Consider the following 17642-nt stretch of genomic DNA (forward strand, 5'->3'; position numbering starts at 1 on the left):
GTCGCGAAGACGCTTACAAATCACGGCCAAACGAGGTTGTGCTTATGCATACCCCTTAACTTCACGAAGCAGCCACCTAGACTGGACGTTTTATGGATACCCACCAACAGCCGGTTTGGCAGGCTTACCCAGTACAAGTCCTATTCATCGATTTTGATGGTGTTCTGCACCCGGAGTTCTGCCATGAATCTCAGCACTTTATGCATAGGGACAGCTTTGAGGCGATTCTTCGTGCGTTCCCGAAGATGGATGTCGTGATTTCCAGCACCTGGCGCTTGAAACGCCAATTGCCTGAACTCAAAGCGTTGTTTTCTGAAGATGTGGCAGAAAGGGTGATTGGTTTAACACCACTGTACGCAGAACTAGAGAACATTCCAGACCGGCTGGTTGGCTATGAGCGGGAAGCCGAATGCTTGGCTTGGCTTCAACGCCATGACCGAGCCTCCCAGTCATGGCTAGCACTGGATGACCGATCATGGAACTTCAGGCCGTTCAACCGCAACGTATTTCTTTTGGACGGCCATGTGGGGCTTGATGCAAATGCGGCAGGTGGATTGCTTGCCCGCTTGTCCCAAAGCTGCTGAAGCGCACATAAGACTCCAGAACCAAATACGTTAAAATCACCGACAACATAGCCGCCACGCCTCTGCTTCAGCACGCGCAACCTTGGCGGCTTTTTATTTTTTCCTGCCTCCGGCCAGCGCCATTGTTTTCGTAACTTGCGCTGGCTGCATATCATTTTGGCTGTGTGTCGCTGGCCAGGGCTGGGAGCACTGCCTGATTGCATCGGCAACATGCAAAAGGCCGGATTGATGTCGATGCCGATCTAAGTTTTACGCCCCCGCCCCCCCTAACAGTCCTCTTACGAATTTTTTTCCAAGGATCGCACAGCGTTCTAAGGACGCTTAGTGTTCATACGGTTTTCAGAGGTCTTTCATGGCATAGGCATCGGTGAACGTAGCCAAAGAAGTGCACCATGAATTGCAGGGCTGGGATGCCTGGCAATCAGAAAATTGCTGGCAAGGCGGACAATCCACCAGCATGGCGAAACGCCAAGATACATGCAGCTAGAACTTACAAATCCTCGAATGCACTGAAAAATCGCTCGAAATTCGGGTGAAAAGCACAACCGCATTTCACAAAGCGATATTTGACACTTTTTTCCTTGTCAAATACCACACTATTCTTCGTTGGTGTTTTGCAACATACGACACTAAGGTTGTCGTGACATCCTCGCCCAGCTTGGGTTTCAAGAGGGTTATCCTGTTTATATGAACAGGCCCTCCCCTCTTGACATAGCCTTAAACCCGAATAGGGAGATCAGTCTTAGGTGTTGCGAAAATCGTCTGGCGTATACATAATTGTCTTGTAAGCATGTTTCCGGTAGTGGAAGTTAGCTATCAAAGATATAGCAAACAAGGGAGACAGTAGCGAGTCAGACCATCAGCTGAAAGGCAAAAGCCACATCTGATGGTTTTCTCGTTTCTGAATAAAAGGGTAGCAATGAGTAACAGTACGAACTTTTTTGACCGCGATGATGTCAAAGTAAAAGTTGAGCAATTGTGGGCAGCAGTTTTCGAGAGTAGCGGCAAGGTTCTTGAACAGCACACGAAATTTGGATTTGATGGCGTTGCAATGGCCAAAGACCCATCACTTGCAGATCGGGTAACAAACCTCCAAATATTAGGGGCGGTGATTGATGTCTTGCTAAAGCCGAATTCGACATTGGGCGATCTGGAGTATGAGCAACAACGCCAGCTCTTGAATGCAAGAGCACAGATCACAACTATGGAACAGTTGGCTGCTGCGATGCAAGCGAAGAATGAAGCTGATTATCAAAGAGCCGTTGAGGCACTAGATAGACAAGCGGTGATGTAATTTAATAGCTAGGAGGTGATCATGAAAGATCTTAATTTCAATATTTACGCCCTCGCTGCGCCTTCCACGCCTAGCGAGTACATGGCATTGCTTGATGAAGCTCTACGCATGGCTAACGAGCTAAACGAGCAGATCGACTGCCAAACAACTTTTCTTGAAGTGCTGCACGAAGCAAGCGTGTAACACGTCCACACCCGATGCATAAAGAACCCGCTTTGGCGGGTTTTTTATTGCCCCATTGAAAATGGACCGACCACCTCGGGTGGAATGATGGGCTAGCTGCGATGTACCCATTTTCAGTAGCAGTTGGGTTCGAGTGTTGGCGCTGATGGAGTCTTGACAGTGCGTGCCGATCCAATTTTGATAGGGGGCTTGTAGCCAGACTTTGTTAGTCCAACTGTGGATAACTATAGCCCCTTACGTGCTGGCCACCTCCTGACTGATCGTGGTTTTGCGAGTCAACTCTCTGGATCTAATCTTCCCTTTGGCCTCTGTGGAGCTGTGCCTGAATCGATAGGACTCGTTACCCGTCTCGACGATATGGCAGTGGTGGGTGAGCCGGTCCAACAATGCCGTGGTCATCTTTGCATCCCCGAATACGGCAGACCATTCCGCAAATGTCAGATTCGTAGTGATCAGTACGCTGGTGTGTTCATAGAGTTTGGACAGTAGATGAAACAGCATTGCACCTCCCGCTTGGCTGAATGGCAGGTAGCCCAGCTCATCCAGAACGACCAAGTCCATGCGCATCAAACTCATGGCGATGCGACCTGGATTGCCCTTGGCTTTCTCCTGCTCTAACGCATTGACCAGATCCACTGTCGAGTAGAACCGTACACGCTTGGAATGGTGTGTCAGACCGTTGATGCCCAATGCCGTTGCCAAATGAGTTTTGCCGGTACCAGGCCCACCGATCAGGACAACGTTTTGAGCATCCTCTGTAAAGCTCAGATCAGCCAGTTTCTTGATCAATACCTTGTCCACTTGCGAAACCTCGAAGTCAAAGCCTGCAAGGTCCCGGTGGATTGGGAAGCGTGCCGCTTTCATTTGATGGGCAATGGAGCGCATGTGCCTGTCCACATCTTCGGCCTGGAGCAAGTGCTCAGTCAACCAGCGTGAGCTCTGAATTGTTGCTCCGCCATCTTGCTCCATGAGGTCAGCCCAGGCATTGGCCATTCCGCCTAAGCGCAGTGCCTTGAGCTCACTTTGCACATCTCGTTGGGACTCAGACATGGATAGCTCCTTGATCATCGTTATGGGTTGGGCGTAGGCGGTCGTACCGCGCGGTATCTGCTGTGGGCAGGTGAGTGAGCTGCAATGAGGTCTGTGCGAATTCCGGTAAGGACGGCGCATTAAGTCGCGCCAGTACATTGCGCACATGCTCAACGCTGACACTGCCATTGGGCGTGGCTCCTTCGAGCACCAGATCTACTGCTACCAACACAGCATCCAGGCCAGCCTGCGGAACAGTGGCCAGCACCTGAGCCATCGTGCGATCGCCTCCGGGGTGACGCAGGAGGGATTTGCGCAAGCGCTGTAAAGGCTCTGGCAGATCTAAGAACGGTGCGCCATTGCGCAATGCTCCGGGCTTACGCTGCACCAATTCGATGTAGTGCTGCCAGTCGTAGGTCGTCTGGCCACTGCGACGTCCCCCCATAATTGAGTAGCAGTTGAGCTTGGAGTCCAATCCCATAGACAGGAGATTGGACGTGAAAAAGAGATTTACGGAAGAACAGATCATTGGCTTCCTGCGCGAAGCCGAAGCGGGCCTGGCGGTAGCCGAGCTGTGCCGCCGGCACGGCTTCTCAGAGGCCAGCTATTACCTGTGGCGCAGCAAGTTTGGCGGCATGAACGTGTCAGATGCCAAGCGCCTCAAGGAGCTGGAAGCGGAGAACGGGCGGCTCAAGCGGCTATTGGCAGAGGCGATGCTGGAGAACGAGGTAACGAAAGAAGCCTTGAGAAAAAAGTGGTGAGCGCACCGGCCAGACGTGAACTGGTGCGCCACATGGTCAGCCACGGTTTGAGCGAGCGCCGCTCGCTGCGCGTCGTCGGTATGAGCGCCAGTGCCTACCGCTATGAGCCAGCCCAGGATCGCAACGGTGCGCTCAAGGAGAGGATCATTGCCCTAGCCCAGCGCCATCGCCGTTACGGGGCCGGCATGATCTATCTGAAGCTGCGCCAAGCTGGTGAACTGGTCAACCACAAGCGTGTGGACCGGCTGTACGCCGAAGCAGGCCTGCAAGTGAAGAAGCGCAAGCGCAAGAAGATCCCCCTGTCAGATCGGCATCCTCTGGAGCAGCCGACGGCGGCCAATCAGGTGTGGTCGATGGACTTCGTGTTTGACCGCACCGCCGAGGGACGCAGCATCAAGAACCTCACGGTGGTGGATGACGCCACCCATGAGGCCGTGGCGATCGTGCCTGAGCGTGCACTGGGTGGCAACCAACTGGTTCGCATCTTGGAGCAGTTGGCGCACACGCGAGGGCTGCCCAAAGCAATCAGAACCGATAACGGCAAAGAGTTCTGCAGTCGAGCCATGCTGACCTGGGCCCATGCTAGGGGTGTTCAGTTGTTCCTGATCGAGTCAGGCAAGCCCAACCAGAACGCATACATCGAATCATTCAACGGACGATTCCGCGATGAATGTCTAAATGAACATTGGTTCACCAGTCTGCAGCATGCCAGGGTAATCGTTGAAGCATGGCGACGTGAATACAACGAAGAGCGACCCAAGAGATCACTGGGTGGACTGACCCCGGCAGCCTATGCAAAAACACTGATTCAGAAACCAGTTAAATTAACCCCGGACTCCAAAGCCCAGTGCTACTGAAACTGGGGGGACGTCGGATGCACTGAGGTGGCCGATCAAGTTGCGGCTACTCGGCAGGAAAGTTAAATTTATTTGTATACGCGATATGTCCTAGACACATGTCAAAAAATGTATGCTGCACTGATGTACGAATGCATTTAGCATCTGGGGTGCAATCACTTACATACAAACTTTAGCCATTCACAGCACATCTCAATGTCAAATCCAGCGTCCGACCTCATCTCGCAGAACATGACGAATTCAAAATTCTTTGATGTACCTGTAGACGAGCGCTACCGAGCCCCCGCGTTGGACAAGGGGCTGGACATCCTGGAACTGCTGGCCACCCAGCCACACGGCTTGACGCGCGCCGAAATCGTGAAGGAGATGGATCGCAGCGCCAGCGAGATTTACCGCATGCTGGAGCGCCTGGTGGCGCGGCAATATGTGATGCGCAACCCCTCAGGGGACAGGTACGCGCTGAGCCTGAAGCTGTTTGCGCTGGCGAACATGCATCCGCCACTGAGCCGCCTCATCAACCAGGCCCTGCCAGTGATGGACGACTTCGCCCGCAAAGCCGAACAGTCGTGTCACATGGGGGTGTACGACCGCGGCAATGTGCTGATCGGTGCGCAGATCAATAGCCCGCGCGGTTGGAGTTTTTCGGTTCAACGCGGTGCGCGTGTGGGTCTGCTGGACACCGCCTCGGGCCACCTGCTGTTGGCCTTTTCCGACCCTGGCAGCTACGCGCGCATGCTGGCCGAACACACACCACTGGATGGAGAAGTCCCGATCACGGAAGAGAAGCTGCAGGCCACGCTGGCGGCCATCCGCGAGCGCGGCTACCTGGAGCGTGAATCGGCCCAGTCGTTCGGTGTGGTTGACATTTCTTTCCCAATACTCGGGCCCGACAACACGGCCTTGGCCACCCTCACCTGCCCCTACATCCGCCGCATTGACCGGCACATCGGTCCCGATATGACCGAAGTGCGCGAACACCTGCGTGAAACCGCCCGTACGCTCTCCTTTAAACAGAATAATGTAAGCATTTAATACCCCACAAGCGGTGACAAGGCTCACGTCAAATTAATGCAATTGAGTGCCTACTATAGAAATTAGGAGTTTACTTTCTGAAAAACATCTATTTACTTGTTAAAACACTAGGCGCCTAGAAAAGGGGCCCGTCCAGCGAGCCCCTATTTAACCAAACAAAATAAATGTTAATTTTTTTAAAACTTCCCAAAGATCCAACTGAAGAAAGTCGCCAGCGGTCTTTGTAACTCGGACAGTGTATGCCCCAAATGGCAGCCCAGCAATTTGACTGATATCAACGAAGGGAGTGTATTTTTTGTGCTGGAAGTGTTATGGAAGTAGGCACTCCATAATTTCCACCGGCAGCCTTTACATCAACATTAATACCCAGAGCAACTGTATTGACAGGTCCATAAATACCAAGATCAGTACTTGTGAATGTAATCTCAACATTTGCGCCGTTTACCGACGCTGGGATTACATCATTGCCCCAGTCACCGACACCTCGAGCTGCTTGATGCCGATCCATGATCAATTAAAAGTAGCACCTCCGCTCGTATTGTTGTACATCGCCGTTCTCCAATACAAGGTGTTGCCCAACTCGTGCTGTTCACGATAATACTTCACGGCTAGCCTTGAAGGCTTCGATGCCCAGGCAGCACACAAATTCTTGATAGTTATCAATTTCTGCCACGCTCCATTTGCAAAGGCAGCGCTGAACACATCGCCTGAGGGAATTCCGGAGTTGTAGATATCTGAACCGATCTTCGAATCCGTAACCAATACATCTGAAATATCTCGCAATCCACTTGCAGACAGTTCCCCAGCAGGTCTACGCACTTCATCATAGCGCCACCGACAAACGCTGGTGTATCCAGTACTACTTCAGTTGAAGACAATGCCGGAGTTGTAGGAGTTATGTAATCAGTCTGAAGCTTCCTTGAAATCTTGAGCCAGTTAGAAGTAGAGAAAATCCCCCCAACGGAGTCTCTACGTGAAGAAATCAAAGTTCAGTGAAAGCCAAATCGTCGGCATCTTGAAAGAAGTCGAACTGGGAGCCAAGGTCGGTGAGACCTGTAGGAAGCACGGCGTCAGCGAACCCACTTACTACAAGTGGAAGAGTCAGTTCAGCGGCATGACGGTATCCCACCTGTCACAGCTGCGGGAACTGCAAGACGAGAACGCCAAGCTCAAACGCATGTATGCCGACCTGGCCCTCATGCACCACGCCTTGAAGGACGTCGTAGACCGAAAGCTCTGACCCCGGCACGTCGAACTGATGTGGTGCAAACGCTCATGACCGAGCACGGCATGAGCCAGCGCAGGGCCTGTGTGGCCAGCGGCATCGCTCGCTCCACACTGCGCTATTGCCACAAGCAGAGCGACGACTCCGGGGTCATCCAGTTCATGCAGACCTACATGGCCACCAATTCACGACACGGCTTTGGCCTGTTGTACGCCAGCGCCCGTTATCAGAACCAACCTTGGGGCAAGACGGTGCTGTGGAGGGTGTATTGCCAGCTCCATCTCAACCCACCACGGCGGGGCAAGAAGCGGCTGCCCGCACGTATCCGGCAACCCCTTGAAGCGGGCAATCAGCCCAATCAGGGCTGGAGTTGTGACTTCATGTCGGATGCACTGTGGTCGGGTCGCAGGTTCCGCACCTTCAATGTCATCGACGAGTTCAACCGGGAAGCGTTGCGCATCGAGATTGACACCAGCTTGCCCGCTGCGCGGGTCATCCGGGCCTTGAACGAGTTGGTGGAGGTGCGTGGTGCACCGCTGTCGATTCGGATGGACAACGGCCCGGAGTTCATTGCCCATGCGCTGGCCGATTGGGCCAAGTCAAAGGGCATCGCCCTCAATCACATCCAGCCTGGAAAGCCAACCCAGAATGCCTATGTGGAACGATTCAACCGGACTTACCGCACCGAAGTGCTGGACTGCTATGTCTTTGATTCCTTGCAGGAGGTCAGGGACATGACGGAGGACTGGCTGCATCGCTACAACCACCATCGTCCACATGAAGCATTGGGCTCAATCCCTCCGGTTGAGTACCGTGTGAAACAATTCCCCAACCTCTACTTCTGAGTGGTTCAGGAAATCGAGGTGGCTTCAGCTGGAGATCAAAGACAAGGGCTGGGCGTTTGGTCAACTCAACCGGAATACGCAGCCCAACTTGCGGATGGTCTGACCGGTGCGTTTACCCAGCTTGATATAGAGCTTGACTGCTCGGATTCGGTCTTCGTACGAATACATTAACTACCCCCAAGGTAGTCCAAGATTTTGTCCGCCCCCCCCCCCCGCTAACACACAGGATGACAAGACGCGCAGTAATTTGGGTGTTTCAATCCTGCGTTTTCAGTCACAATGACCAGAGGATACGCAGGAGAACATCCGATGATCACCAGTGTAAGTGGCCTAAACCGTGAAGCATTTGACGCCCAAAGGACTGTCTACCGTATTGGGGATCCCGGCGAATCGGCTTACCTGATTGAAAGTGGGTGTGTGGAGGTTTTCGTCGGCCCTCAAGGAGAACAACGAAGGGTGGCAGTACTGGCCGAAGGCGCGTTGTTTGGCGAGGTGGCGCTGCTGGATCGACAACAACGAACCGCAACTGTGCGCACTTTGACTGCAACCAGCTTGATTCGCATTGATCGCGAGCATGTGGAGGAACTCCTCGTACGCGCAGATCCGGTCATTCAGTACTTGCTGCGATTGCTGCTTGAGCGCTTCCGTCTGACGACTGGTTATGTTGTCAACTCCGATGCAAATCCGGCAAACACTGCTACGCCGGCAAGGCCGGTGAAGGATCTTCATTTGACTGCAGTGCATACGCTTTCGCTGGCACACGACCTGGCCGACAGCATTGACAACAATCAGCTCGCGCTGTTTTACCAACCCATCATCCTGTTGCAGAGCAAAGCCTTGGTCGGTTTTGAAGCGCTGGTGCGCTGGCAATATCCCAAGATGGGGCCGATCAGCCCCGACGAATTCATTCCCCTGGCTGAAAAAACCGGGCTGATACACCGGGTGGGTCAGTGGGTGCTCAAGCGCGCGACTTCTGACTGGGCCCATTTGCGTGGTCTGTGTGCAGATAATGCCCAGCACCATCCGTTTATCAGCGTGAATCTGTCAGCGCCGGAACTGTGCGGTCCGGACATCGTGCAAAGCATACAGGCCTGCCTGGCCGAACAAAACATGCTTTCACATGAGCTACGTATTGAACTGACAGAGACTGTCATCGTCAGCAGCCTGGAGGCCGTATCGCGCACCATCAACGCTTTGCGGGCTTTGGGTATCGGTATTGCGCTGGATGACTTTGGCACCGGCTATGCGGGCCTAGACTACCTGCAGACGCTGCCGTTTTCGTGCATCAAGATCGACAAGGTGTTTGTGGAGCAAATGCACACCGCTGAGCGCAGCTTCCAGATTGTCAAGTCGGCGCTGGAATTGTCGCGTCAGCTTGGGCTGGGGACGGTGGCTGAAGGTATTGAAGACCCATCCACCAGCAACACGCTGGCGGAGATGGGCTGCACCTATGCTCAAGGCTATTATTTTGCGCGGCCCATGCCGGTGCACGAAGTACAAGCCTGGGCCGAAACGTTCGCCCAGCGCAAATATCCTGCCTAGAGCGTTTGCAGCAGCCGCAGCGCCGCGTTCAGGGAGGCGGCCTGATTGGCAGAGCAAAATGTACCACGCGTTTGTCAAAACCTCAATGAAGAGACAACGACAAACCCACCGAAGCGAGTCTTTCGTAGCATCCAATTAGATCGCCAGCTTTTTGCTTAGCTCTATTGGAAAAAAACTGCGTCTGTTGCCTAACTTGAGGAAACGAGCCTCATTTAGTTGGTCTGACAGAATTTCTTCGAGCTCCTGCGCTTCGCTTGGGAGCTGTCGGTTTTGATCTTTTGACTGCGGCACCTTTTGCCGAGGTGCCAGTGGCTGCGGCATTTGATGGGTCATTTTTTACTTCCTTTACAACTGGATTCAAGAACTGTACCAAGGGGGTATCACATGGAATGCTTGCATAAACGCCGACGCCAGCAGCCAATTCGATCTCTAAATCGGATGGGGTTCTAACATGTGTGAAGAGCCGCTCGGCTTCCCTTCGGTCAATCACGAATCCGTGTGAGGGATATGCTACACCAAGGCGCTGTAACGCATTTTGTTTAAGGTTTTTCCCTCTGACGTTGAGACGCTTGCCGTATTCGTTAGCGACATTGAGAGAGCGTGCAGTCGCGCCAAGCTTTTCAGGGTCTATTTGCTTGTAAATGGGCTCGAAAACGCCACCGGTAAGCATGGCCGCTATCTCCGCAGCCATTTTGAAGCTGATGGTGCCGTCACTTCGCTCCTTGATTTTGAGCATGATGGTCTCAAAGGTTGAGAAGGCGTGAGCTTCCAAGCTGTTTAAAGCCTCGCTGACGACTAGCCCGGAATCGCGCTCTCCGATTTCATCGCGCTTGGAGATCTGGACATCCAGTGGCCCGAGTTCAGATTCATCAGCCATAGCCAATTCATTGGCACCGACGACACACAGAGTTCCTGCGCTCTTGCACCACCCAGCAATATAAGCTGTTACGTTGGTGTAAGCGTCTTGGAAGGTACGGCTGATCCGGTAGGCGGCATCAGCTGAGCCACCAGGCGTGCAAATGAGGTACTGCCTACATCCATCGGGAGATAAGCGACAGAAGGATTGCCTTGGCTGACTCAGGAGAGAGCGCAGTTGCGCAAATGAGAGTTTGAAGCGTCCTATGCAATGCCTGCTGGCGGATGGTCTACTACTGCTCCCGGTACCGGTCGATCATTTGATCATTCAGAGCATGAACATACAGCTATCCGTCGATGTCCCTATCCATAGGCACCAAAGCACCACCTCTGATCAACCAATTGACGCTCATTGGGTTGCCCGCGGTGGCTCGCGAAGCTTCGCCAGAGTAACCTCATGAAGGGAGCCAAGTGCGCGTTGGCGCGCAAGAGCACTTAGCTCAATGGAAATGTCCATACGCCGTCCTACTTGATTTCGAACAATTCCTATGTCGCGGGCTGCATTTCGTGTCGTGCCCTCGACGTAAGCTGAGCGCAGTATGCGCGGGTTGATGGCTTCCTTCGCTTCTTTTTCGTTGTCTCTGCCAGACTGCATCAATGCCCAGATGGACCAGGTGCACAATGAATCGCCACTTCTCAAGTTGGAAATCAGGGCCGAACTCGGCTTGATGCTTCGAGACGTTGCCTCCTGACGACATTGCTGATATCGCCTCCACAGCGCCACGAGCTCAACGGGAAGGACAACGGGATACGGCCGATTGCCACAGGTAAGCGTACCTTCCCCTGAAACGCGCGAAATTCGGAGGTCTCGCACCTTCAAAAGGGAAATTTCGCGTGGTGACATAGCTCCCCAAAACCCAAGTCCCAGCGCGAAGTACCGGCGTGCTTGCTGCTCATCAGCGGCAAGGGGGGCGTTGGAAAGTACCTCGCGCAGGGATGGTGAAAGCGACTTTCCGATGGTTGGCAATTCGCCGGAGCGCATTGCGGTAGGGATAGAAGCATCGACATCACGCGGATCCCAATTCAGCCACCCAGATCTTGTGCAGTGCAACAAGAAGGCTCTTGTGATACGAAAAGCCTGCAGTGCGCTAGAAGGCTTTAGCGGCTTCCATTGACTAGAGATTGCCGAGCGATCCGTCGACAGGCACGTGACATAGGCAGTCCAGTGCTCCGGCTCGAAGTGGGAGACCTCAACAATACCAATCGAAGCGCAGAAGGTGGACAAGCGTGCGACCTCGCCACGGTATGCGGTGATGGCGGCATCCGAGATCGCCTTCGATTTCAACCAGTCCACCTCAGCATCCGTGAATGTCACAGTAGAAATTTTTGTTGCCATAACCAGAATTATGTGCATAATTTTGGAAATGCGCTACAGATCAATCAAGTCTGCAAAAGTTTTTCGAGGTCAGGTTCTGACACCGGAGAAGCTGGCCGCCCGCTTGGCTCAGAGCATTACCGTTCCTGATGGTGACTGGTTGGAACTTGGTGTGGGCTCTGGGCGATTGTTGGAGGCCTGTGTCGCATCACACTCCATTGATCGCTACGTCGCCGTCGAGCTTGATCGCAGATTAGCCGCCAAGTGCGCAACTCCGGCGCCTACCGAGCTGCACTTTGCCAATGTGCTGCAACCCGACGCATTGGATGCTGTACTTGGCAATCGCCGCTTTAGTTGTACCGTTGGCAACCCTCCCTTTGGCGTGGGTGCGGTGTCCCCAGCAGCGCAAGCGCGTCTGAAAGCCCTTTACCCGCAGGTGACTCAAATTAATGCGTGGGCGAGGCTTGACCTGTATTTTTTGCTCGAGTCACTGGCGCGTCTCAAGAGACCTGGTGAGGCCGCATTCATCGTTGCCGCGCCTATCGTCCAGGATCCTGCATTGGCTACGTTCCGTCAGACCCTGATCGACTCGGCGTCAGAGATTGAATGCCACGAGCTCCCGGCGGATACTTTCGACAAGCGTGCGGAGGTTCAGTCGTTTTTGCTCATCGCACGCTTCGGCCAGACACGCGGGGCGAATGTCACTCTCGGACGACTTGTTGGCACGGACTTCGAACTGACAGTTTCCAGACGAGTGAGTCGTACCGAAGCCATTCATCGGATGGATTTGGCACATCACGAGTTCCAAGACTTCACACAGGCTTTGGCCCGACGCACAGGATTCACGACGCTTGAAGACTTGGGCGCACGGATTGTCCGAGGCAGCCGCTCTCGGCATCAATTCGAAGACCTGGGCATTGAGCACTTTCACACCAGCGATTTCCCTCAGACCAGGGGCGACATTGCATTTGGAGCGGAGCCGCTGGGAGCCTTTCAGACAGCAGAAGCCGGCAACATTCTGGTGCCTCGGGTAGGAACGCGCTGCATAGACCGCGCCGCCTTTGTCGCGAAGGGTCGCCGAGCATTCACAGAGGCGGTGTATCGCGTCGTAGTACCACAGCAGACACGTGTCTCGGTCTTCGACTGGATCAGCAGCGAAGAAGGTAAAGCCTGGCGCCGCAGTGCGGCGCATGGATCCTGCGCGAAACATCTGACTGTGGGTGCTTTGATGGCGATGCCCGTGCCGGCCTGATCCGGCAGGGTTGCTTCATTCAATCTCGAACCAATGGGTCCGATGAACGCCTCGCGTACGGCCTTCTTTGCGCTCAGGGTGGTCATACACAACACGCATACGATCCATCTCAACGCAATACAGAGCAGCGCCAATGGCTGCAGGTTTGGTTCCAAACGGTGCCACGGCCAGTCGATTGCACTGACTTCCGTCCAGACCCCGATGGACCTCCTGTAAAAGCAGGTATGCCCCGCGGGGATTATTCGCGCCGCTGAAGCGAACACCGGGACTGAACTGCTCGATCAACCGTGTGTTGGCCATCAATGCGTGCATATCCCAGGTAGCTTGATATGGAGGCGTTCCGAAGACGACTGTCACATCGGTATAAAAGTGGCCATCATCATCACTCAGCACTCGCAGAAGGCGTGCACCCTCGAAGCCAAGAAAGGCCACCAGATGCGCCTTGTTGCCGCCTGAAAGCAACGGTGTAAAAGCGGGAATCGCATTCTTTGCCCGGAACCCAAGGCTGAGATCGAAAGCCGAGCCCGGCGCCGGGGACTCCCCCGCTGGACGTCGAACATACTCGCGAGGTTCGGTGTAAATGAATACACATCTTGCTGGCTGAAATGATAGTTTGCGGTAGGCACGCAGGATCAATGCGATTTCCGGAAACTCCATTGTTGTGGCGTCAATGACGATGCTTGACGCAGGAAACTTGCGCGGAATGTCCTCCAGTTCATCGGAGCGGAATGAGGTTCCATCGATGATCAGCTCAAAGCGCTGGGGATCGTACTGCACAAAGGCTGACCGGCGGGCCAGGCTACGCGACTGCGGTGCAGAAAACTTACTGCGGTCATCTAGGTCTTCGCGCCCATAGAACGCGAAGTCGAAGCTACCCTTTTCGCTAGCCAAGGCCGCCTCAGCAACCACGTCTTGACGGATGAATTTCATGGTCGAAGCCCTCAGAACAGCTGTCTGGTGGAACCCGGCGTTTCCTGCTCGGGGGCTACGATCTCTTTGAGGAGCGACTCGAACGCTTGGGGCGAATGACACAGAATGGTGTTGACTTGGCTCGCTTTCAGCGTGATCTTGCGGCGCTTGCGGTAGCTGACGCTGAAGTGTGGCGCAAAGATGCGGTTCAGCACCCAGTCAGACTGGGCGATGTCGTAGTCGGATTTACTCTTTGTGTCCGGCTCCTCATACAACACGGACCAAGTCCTGGCCTCTTTGAGGAGGTGGATAGCAGCCTCCGACAGGCCAGCCTTGTCAGAATGGTCGATCGAAAAGTGGTTGATTTCTGGTTCACTCTGTGCGGCGCGTCGATTAAAGGCCTCGAACAGGGTTCCAAGTCGGCGCACCATCTCGCGCAACTTTTCGCCATGCAGCCCGAGCTGTGGCACATCCTCAAACATAGCATCCGAAACCTGTCGCGCCGCCTGCGCCTGAAACTCATAGCTGACAGGCTCAATGTCATTGCGCTCTGAGCGCTGAAACGCCAAGAGCAAAGTGACATGGCATAGTTCTTGGAAATATCGCAGGCTAGGTCTCGATAGCTGGCAAAAGCGATAGAACCCAGCGTACAGGAGATTGGGGCGTTGCGGCAGTCCTGCATAAAGGTGGAAGAGGCAGCCATACAAGTTGTTGTCTATCCATCCCCCGACCTTGTAGAACGGATCGTCTCCACTCTTGTCCCCCGTGAGGGCGTTAAAGGTAGTGAGAACCGATTGCGGATCGCCTGTGCGATTCAGCAGTGCCCCCAAGACCACACTGGCCCGCGCCTTTGCCGGATCGATGAGCGCTGCCGCCTTCTGATCCGCGCGCAGATTGTGACGGCCCAGACCCTTATCGATCATATCGGTCAACCGTCGTTTGAGTGGCTCATCGTCCATGACCCGATGCGCTATCTCGGTGGAGGTCAGGCTCGGCAACAGTTCACGAACGCGTCCTACAACGGCGCGACGATATTTGTCCGAGAGCCGGTAGTCGAGGTGTGCGGGATCATGAAGACGGTCCGGATCAAATGCATCGCATCCAAAACTCACCCCCCCTAGGTGGAGGCGTAGCAGGAACAGCTCTGCCGCAAGCAACTCAAACTCATTTTCTTCTGAAAGCAAATGCTCCAGGTCAATTTTGCGTAAATCGTGTAGCTCAACAATGCGTTCATCGCTACTCGTTTTGAAATCTGTGACCGCATCGCGCTTGTGAGCAATATGGACGGCGAGGCGAAGGCTTGGGTGTTTGATCGCGTCGCAAATGATCATTCGCTGGTGTTCGCCCAGATTCTCAAATTCGTCAATGAAGGCGCGAAAGGAAAGATCTTTCAGCCGAGGCAACTTCTTGGCCATGTCCTCGGCCAGCCGCGGCAAAACCGAAGAGAACGACAGAAAGATTGGGGCCTCACATCGCTTCGGGTTACGAACCCACAACTCCAGCTCGGCGAGCTTCTCTTCCACAAACTCACCCAGCTCACCCACCACGGCTACTTGTTTCGAAAACTGAACCGCCAATGCAGAACTAATAGGCAGCGCGCGCACGTCTAAAGAGCCCGCACTCAGATCGGCGCGCGCCATGTTGTCTACAGCTTGGTGTACCTCGGCCAAAAGCTGCAGAGCCACATAGTGCGAGAACGCCATCCGTGCTTCTTCTTCACCAAGCCAGGCCGTCGTCATGAGCGAACAAAAACCAGTGTCTGGCCGGAGGTAAAGACCTACGCTCTTGAGGACTTCATCGTCGATCTGCCGTTTGCGTGGACTGAACGTAGTGCTATGGCAAAAGTGCCGGATGAACATTGTCTTCCCGCAACCGCGTCCACCAAGTATCCGCACGGACTTGGTATCCGCAAAGATGCTGATACGGCCGAAGAACGGAGGGACGATGAATTGATCTGAGACATCCGCTGGCAACTGCTCCGCGCGGTTTTTAAGAAAGGCTTCTGCAAGGATGGACATGGACTCTCCTTAGCGATCGAACAAGGGTTGCCAGCGAGCGGTCTTGATAGACAGCAGTGGCATCGAATTGTTTGGAACGGCATGCTCGAAAGCGACTACCAAATCGAGCGAGTGCCGGGTCTTGACAGGGAGACCATTGCGACGACACAACTCAGCGACATATGCTTGCACATCCGCCAGCGAATTCGCAGAGTCAGCACCCCAGAGCTGTGGATCCTTATCCGACGGCCTGAAGAAGCGATGGCCGGCGCCGAGGATCTCTACTGGGTGAGTCTCGAGCCAGGGTAGCGCTTCGCTGATCTTCGTGACGCCAGCGTCAAAGGCGAGCAATGGGCAGTAGATGAGCGCACGCTTGCCGACTTGTTCTGAAAGTTTGTAGTAATTGGCGAAAGTCTGGAATTGTCGGCCTGTACCAACCATGTCGTCGATAAACACCAGGGCGCGGACGGTGCCAGGCAAGGTCGCGAGGTTCTCCGGGCGGCACATCAGCTTCTTGGAGACGCCCAGATGACGTCGGAATTGTCGAATGACGACGGCACCGCTTTTGCCTGGGATTTCTTCAAAAGTGCCATCGACAGCGACGAAGCGCAAGGCGGACCATTCGTCGCCATCGCGCAAAGCGGTTTCGAAGGCGTCCGAATCAGGGAATGCCAAGTTCGCAGAATCACGCAGCACTCGTGGCAACTCACAATGCACCAAATGGTGGAAGGAGCTGCGAACCATAGCGTCTGATCGATAGGTCAGACTATTGAGGACATGGGCGGCAAGGTATTTGTCCTCCAACGAAGTGAAGTTCGCCAACCAACCACTCAGCCGGATCTGGTCGATCCCGGTGATAATGCCCTTGTGTAGCAGCAGCCGAAAGCGGTGTTCGATTTCATCGAAGAATCCAAGCCGGTCCTTGGGGACGTTGAACGCCACTATTCATTCCCCTGTATCAAATGTGGGCGGAGTGTCACACAACTTTGTCGACAGGCATCGTGATGTCGCGATACCGACGGAGTGGCTGCATTTTTCTTATTCATGAAGACCGTGCCGAATGCGTATTCCAGTGAAAGCCCGTCACTCGGACTGTGGACTGAACCTGCGCTGCCTCATTCAAAAGAGCAGCGAGCTGAGTTTATTAAGCAGTGAATTTTGTAAGCAAAGTACGCTGAAGCCCATCTTCTCACTTCAAATTGAGTAAGGAAATGGCAATACGCTCCCCACAAAAGCAGAGGACTGAACCCGACCTCCCGCAATTGGGTTAATCAAATACTTAAGAGTGCTTCAATGTCTTTGACAATCTTGCGTGCCAATTTTTTATTGGCTTGAGATTGCGCAGTCACATCAGGTTCGCCAATTTTTAAGATGGTTTCGACAGTGAATTTATTCAGTTGCGCGAACTCTTGTACGGCATCCGTAGTGCCGCCTCTTGATCTTGTGGCACAGAGAATGAACTGGCATTTTGCTTCTGCAAAAATGCTCAAAGACTCATCGACAATCTTCCTGTTGTCGCCACGGCTCTCCACGCCGATGCGGTGCCCATTAACGGAAATAACTGCTCGGATTTCGATTTCCGTTTCGCGTATGTCCCTGATCACTTTCAGATCAGGAAACACTTTAAAAAGTTGCTCGTAGACGGCCTTGATCGTTTGACTCTTGCCGAGGTTCGACCGCCCGGACACTGTAAATATTTTTTTCAAAGTTTTCCCTTACTGATACATAAACGTCGAAGTTGCTAAACACTTGAGCTGCAACCATGCTTTTTGCTTTGTTGGCAGTCAGATTTAACTTTCTTACGGTCTCAATGGTTTGGCCTCAAGTCTTCTAAAATATCCGATGGGCGTATGCCCCTCGTTTTAGCTCCCTGAACGAGGCCATCTTCGAAGGTTCAGCCCG

At 53.8% G+C, this 17642-nt stretch carries 14 protein-coding genes and 2 pseudogenes; 8 read left to right on the forward strand and 8 right to left on the reverse strand.

Annotated features, from left to right (window positions below):
- The first annotated feature begins 92 nt into the window (after positions 1-92).
- The 3 genes from AEP_RS11135 to AEP_RS20715 all read left to right on the forward strand — a co-directional run bounded on the left by AEP_RS11135 (position 93) and on the right by AEP_RS20715 (position 2061).
- Complete coding sequence (locus tag AEP_RS11135; RefSeq protein WP_087495446.1) at positions 93-584, forward strand: HAD domain-containing protein; 492 nt, start codon at positions 93-95, stop codon at positions 582-584.
- A gap of 919 nt (positions 585-1503) precedes the next feature.
- Positions 1504-1878, forward strand: a complete 375-nt coding sequence (locus tag AEP_RS11140; RefSeq protein ID WP_157673140.1) for a hypothetical protein — start codon at positions 1504-1506, stop codon at positions 1876-1878.
- A 21-nt stretch (positions 1879-1899) separates the two neighbouring features.
- Positions 1900-2061 (forward strand): hypothetical protein, encoded by a 162-nt coding sequence (locus AEP_RS20715; protein ID WP_157673141.1) that lies wholly within the window; start codon positions 1900-1902, stop codon positions 2059-2061.
- A 234-nt stretch (positions 2062-2295) separates the two neighbouring features.
- Here the strand turns inward: AEP_RS20715 and istB are convergent, their stop codons facing one another.
- Both istB and AEP_RS11150 read right to left on the reverse strand, forming a co-directional pair.
- Positions 2296-3111 (reverse strand): IS21-like element helper ATPase IstB, encoded by an 816-nt coding sequence (gene istB, locus AEP_RS11145; RefSeq protein WP_087495448.1) that lies wholly within the window; start codon positions 3109-3111, stop codon positions 2296-2298.
- Positions 3104-3517: pseudogene (locus AEP_RS11150) on the reverse strand (IS21 family transposase); the annotation flags it as partial. The gene istB and the pseudogene AEP_RS11150, both read right to left, overlap by 8 nt.
- A gap of 70 nt (positions 3518-3587) precedes the next feature.
- On the opposite strand from AEP_RS11150, the pseudogene AEP_RS11155 reads away from it, so the two are divergent.
- The 4 genes and pseudogenes from AEP_RS11155 (at position 3588) to AEP_RS11170 (ending at position 9352) form a co-directional block, all read left to right on the forward strand.
- Positions 3588-4734 (forward strand): annotated as a pseudogene (locus tag AEP_RS11155) (IS3 family transposase).
- Between the two features lie 205 nt (positions 4735-4939).
- Positions 4940-5740 (forward strand): IclR family transcriptional regulator, encoded by an 801-nt coding sequence (locus AEP_RS11160; RefSeq protein ID WP_198301812.1) that lies wholly within the window; start codon positions 4940-4942, stop codon positions 5738-5740.
- Between the two features lie 973 nt (positions 5741-6713).
- Positions 6714-7810, forward strand: a protein-coding gene (locus tag AEP_RS11165; protein ID WP_442873330.1) for an IS3 family transposase whose coding sequence is annotated in 2 segments (ribosomal slippage) — positions 6714-6966 and positions 6966-7810 — 1098 coding nt in all. Because the reading frame shifts where the segments join, the coding sequence is not laid out codon by codon here.
- Positions 7811-8119: 309 nt separating this feature from the next.
- Positions 8120-9352 carry an EAL domain-containing protein gene (locus AEP_RS11170; RefSeq protein ID WP_198301813.1) on the forward strand — a complete coding sequence of 411 codons (1233 nt, stop codon included), beginning with the start codon at positions 8120-8122 and terminating at the stop codon, positions 9350-9352.
- Positions 9353-9560: 208 nt separating this feature from the next.
- Here the strand turns inward: AEP_RS11170 and AEP_RS11175 are convergent, their stop codons facing one another.
- Entirely contained in the window at positions 9561-10229 is a 669-nt protein-coding gene (locus tag AEP_RS11175) for a hypothetical protein (protein ID WP_087495452.1), read from the reverse strand.
- Between the two features lie 387 nt (positions 10230-10616).
- Entirely contained in the window at positions 10617-11561 is a 945-nt protein-coding gene (locus AEP_RS20720) for a hypothetical protein (protein WP_157673142.1), read from the reverse strand.
- On the opposite strand from AEP_RS20720, the gene AEP_RS11180 reads away from it, so the two are divergent.
- Positions 11521-12834 (forward strand): hypothetical protein, encoded by a 1314-nt coding sequence (locus AEP_RS11180; RefSeq protein ID WP_087495453.1) that lies wholly within the window; start codon positions 11521-11523, stop codon positions 12832-12834. The two genes, AEP_RS20720 and AEP_RS11180, sit on opposite strands and share 41 nt — an antisense overlap.
- 15 nt (positions 12835-12849) lie before the next feature.
- On the opposite strand, the gene AEP_RS11185 is transcribed toward AEP_RS11180, so the two are convergent.
- The 4 genes from AEP_RS11185 to AEP_RS11200 form a co-directional block, all read right to left on the reverse strand.
- The gene (locus AEP_RS11185) at positions 12850-13764 is read right to left on the reverse strand and encodes a hypothetical protein (RefSeq protein ID WP_087495454.1); all 915 of its coding nucleotides are present in this window, start codon (positions 13762-13764) and stop codon (positions 12850-12852) included.
- An 11-nt stretch (positions 13765-13775) separates the two neighbouring features.
- Positions 13776-15761, reverse strand: coding sequence for an ORC-CDC6 family AAA ATPase (locus tag AEP_RS11190; RefSeq protein WP_087495455.1), 1986 nt, complete (start codon positions 15759-15761; stop codon positions 13776-13778).
- 9 nt (positions 15762-15770) lie between these two features.
- A complete protein-coding gene (locus tag AEP_RS11195; RefSeq protein ID WP_087495456.1) occupies positions 15771-16682 on the reverse strand; it encodes a phosphoribosyltransferase-like protein in 912 nt (303 codons plus the stop codon).
- A gap of 329 nt (positions 16683-17011) precedes the next feature.
- The gene (locus AEP_RS11200) at positions 17012-17446 is read right to left on the reverse strand and encodes a hypothetical protein (RefSeq protein WP_157673143.1); all 435 of its coding nucleotides are present in this window, start codon (positions 17444-17446) and stop codon (positions 17012-17014) included.
- Between the last annotated feature and the right edge of the window lie 196 nt (positions 17447-17642).

The sequence above is a fragment of the Curvibacter sp. AEP1-3 genome, assembly GCF_002163715.1.
In the GTDB taxonomy this organism is placed as follows: Bacteria; Pseudomonadota; Gammaproteobacteria; order Burkholderiales; family Burkholderiaceae_C; genus Allorhodoferax.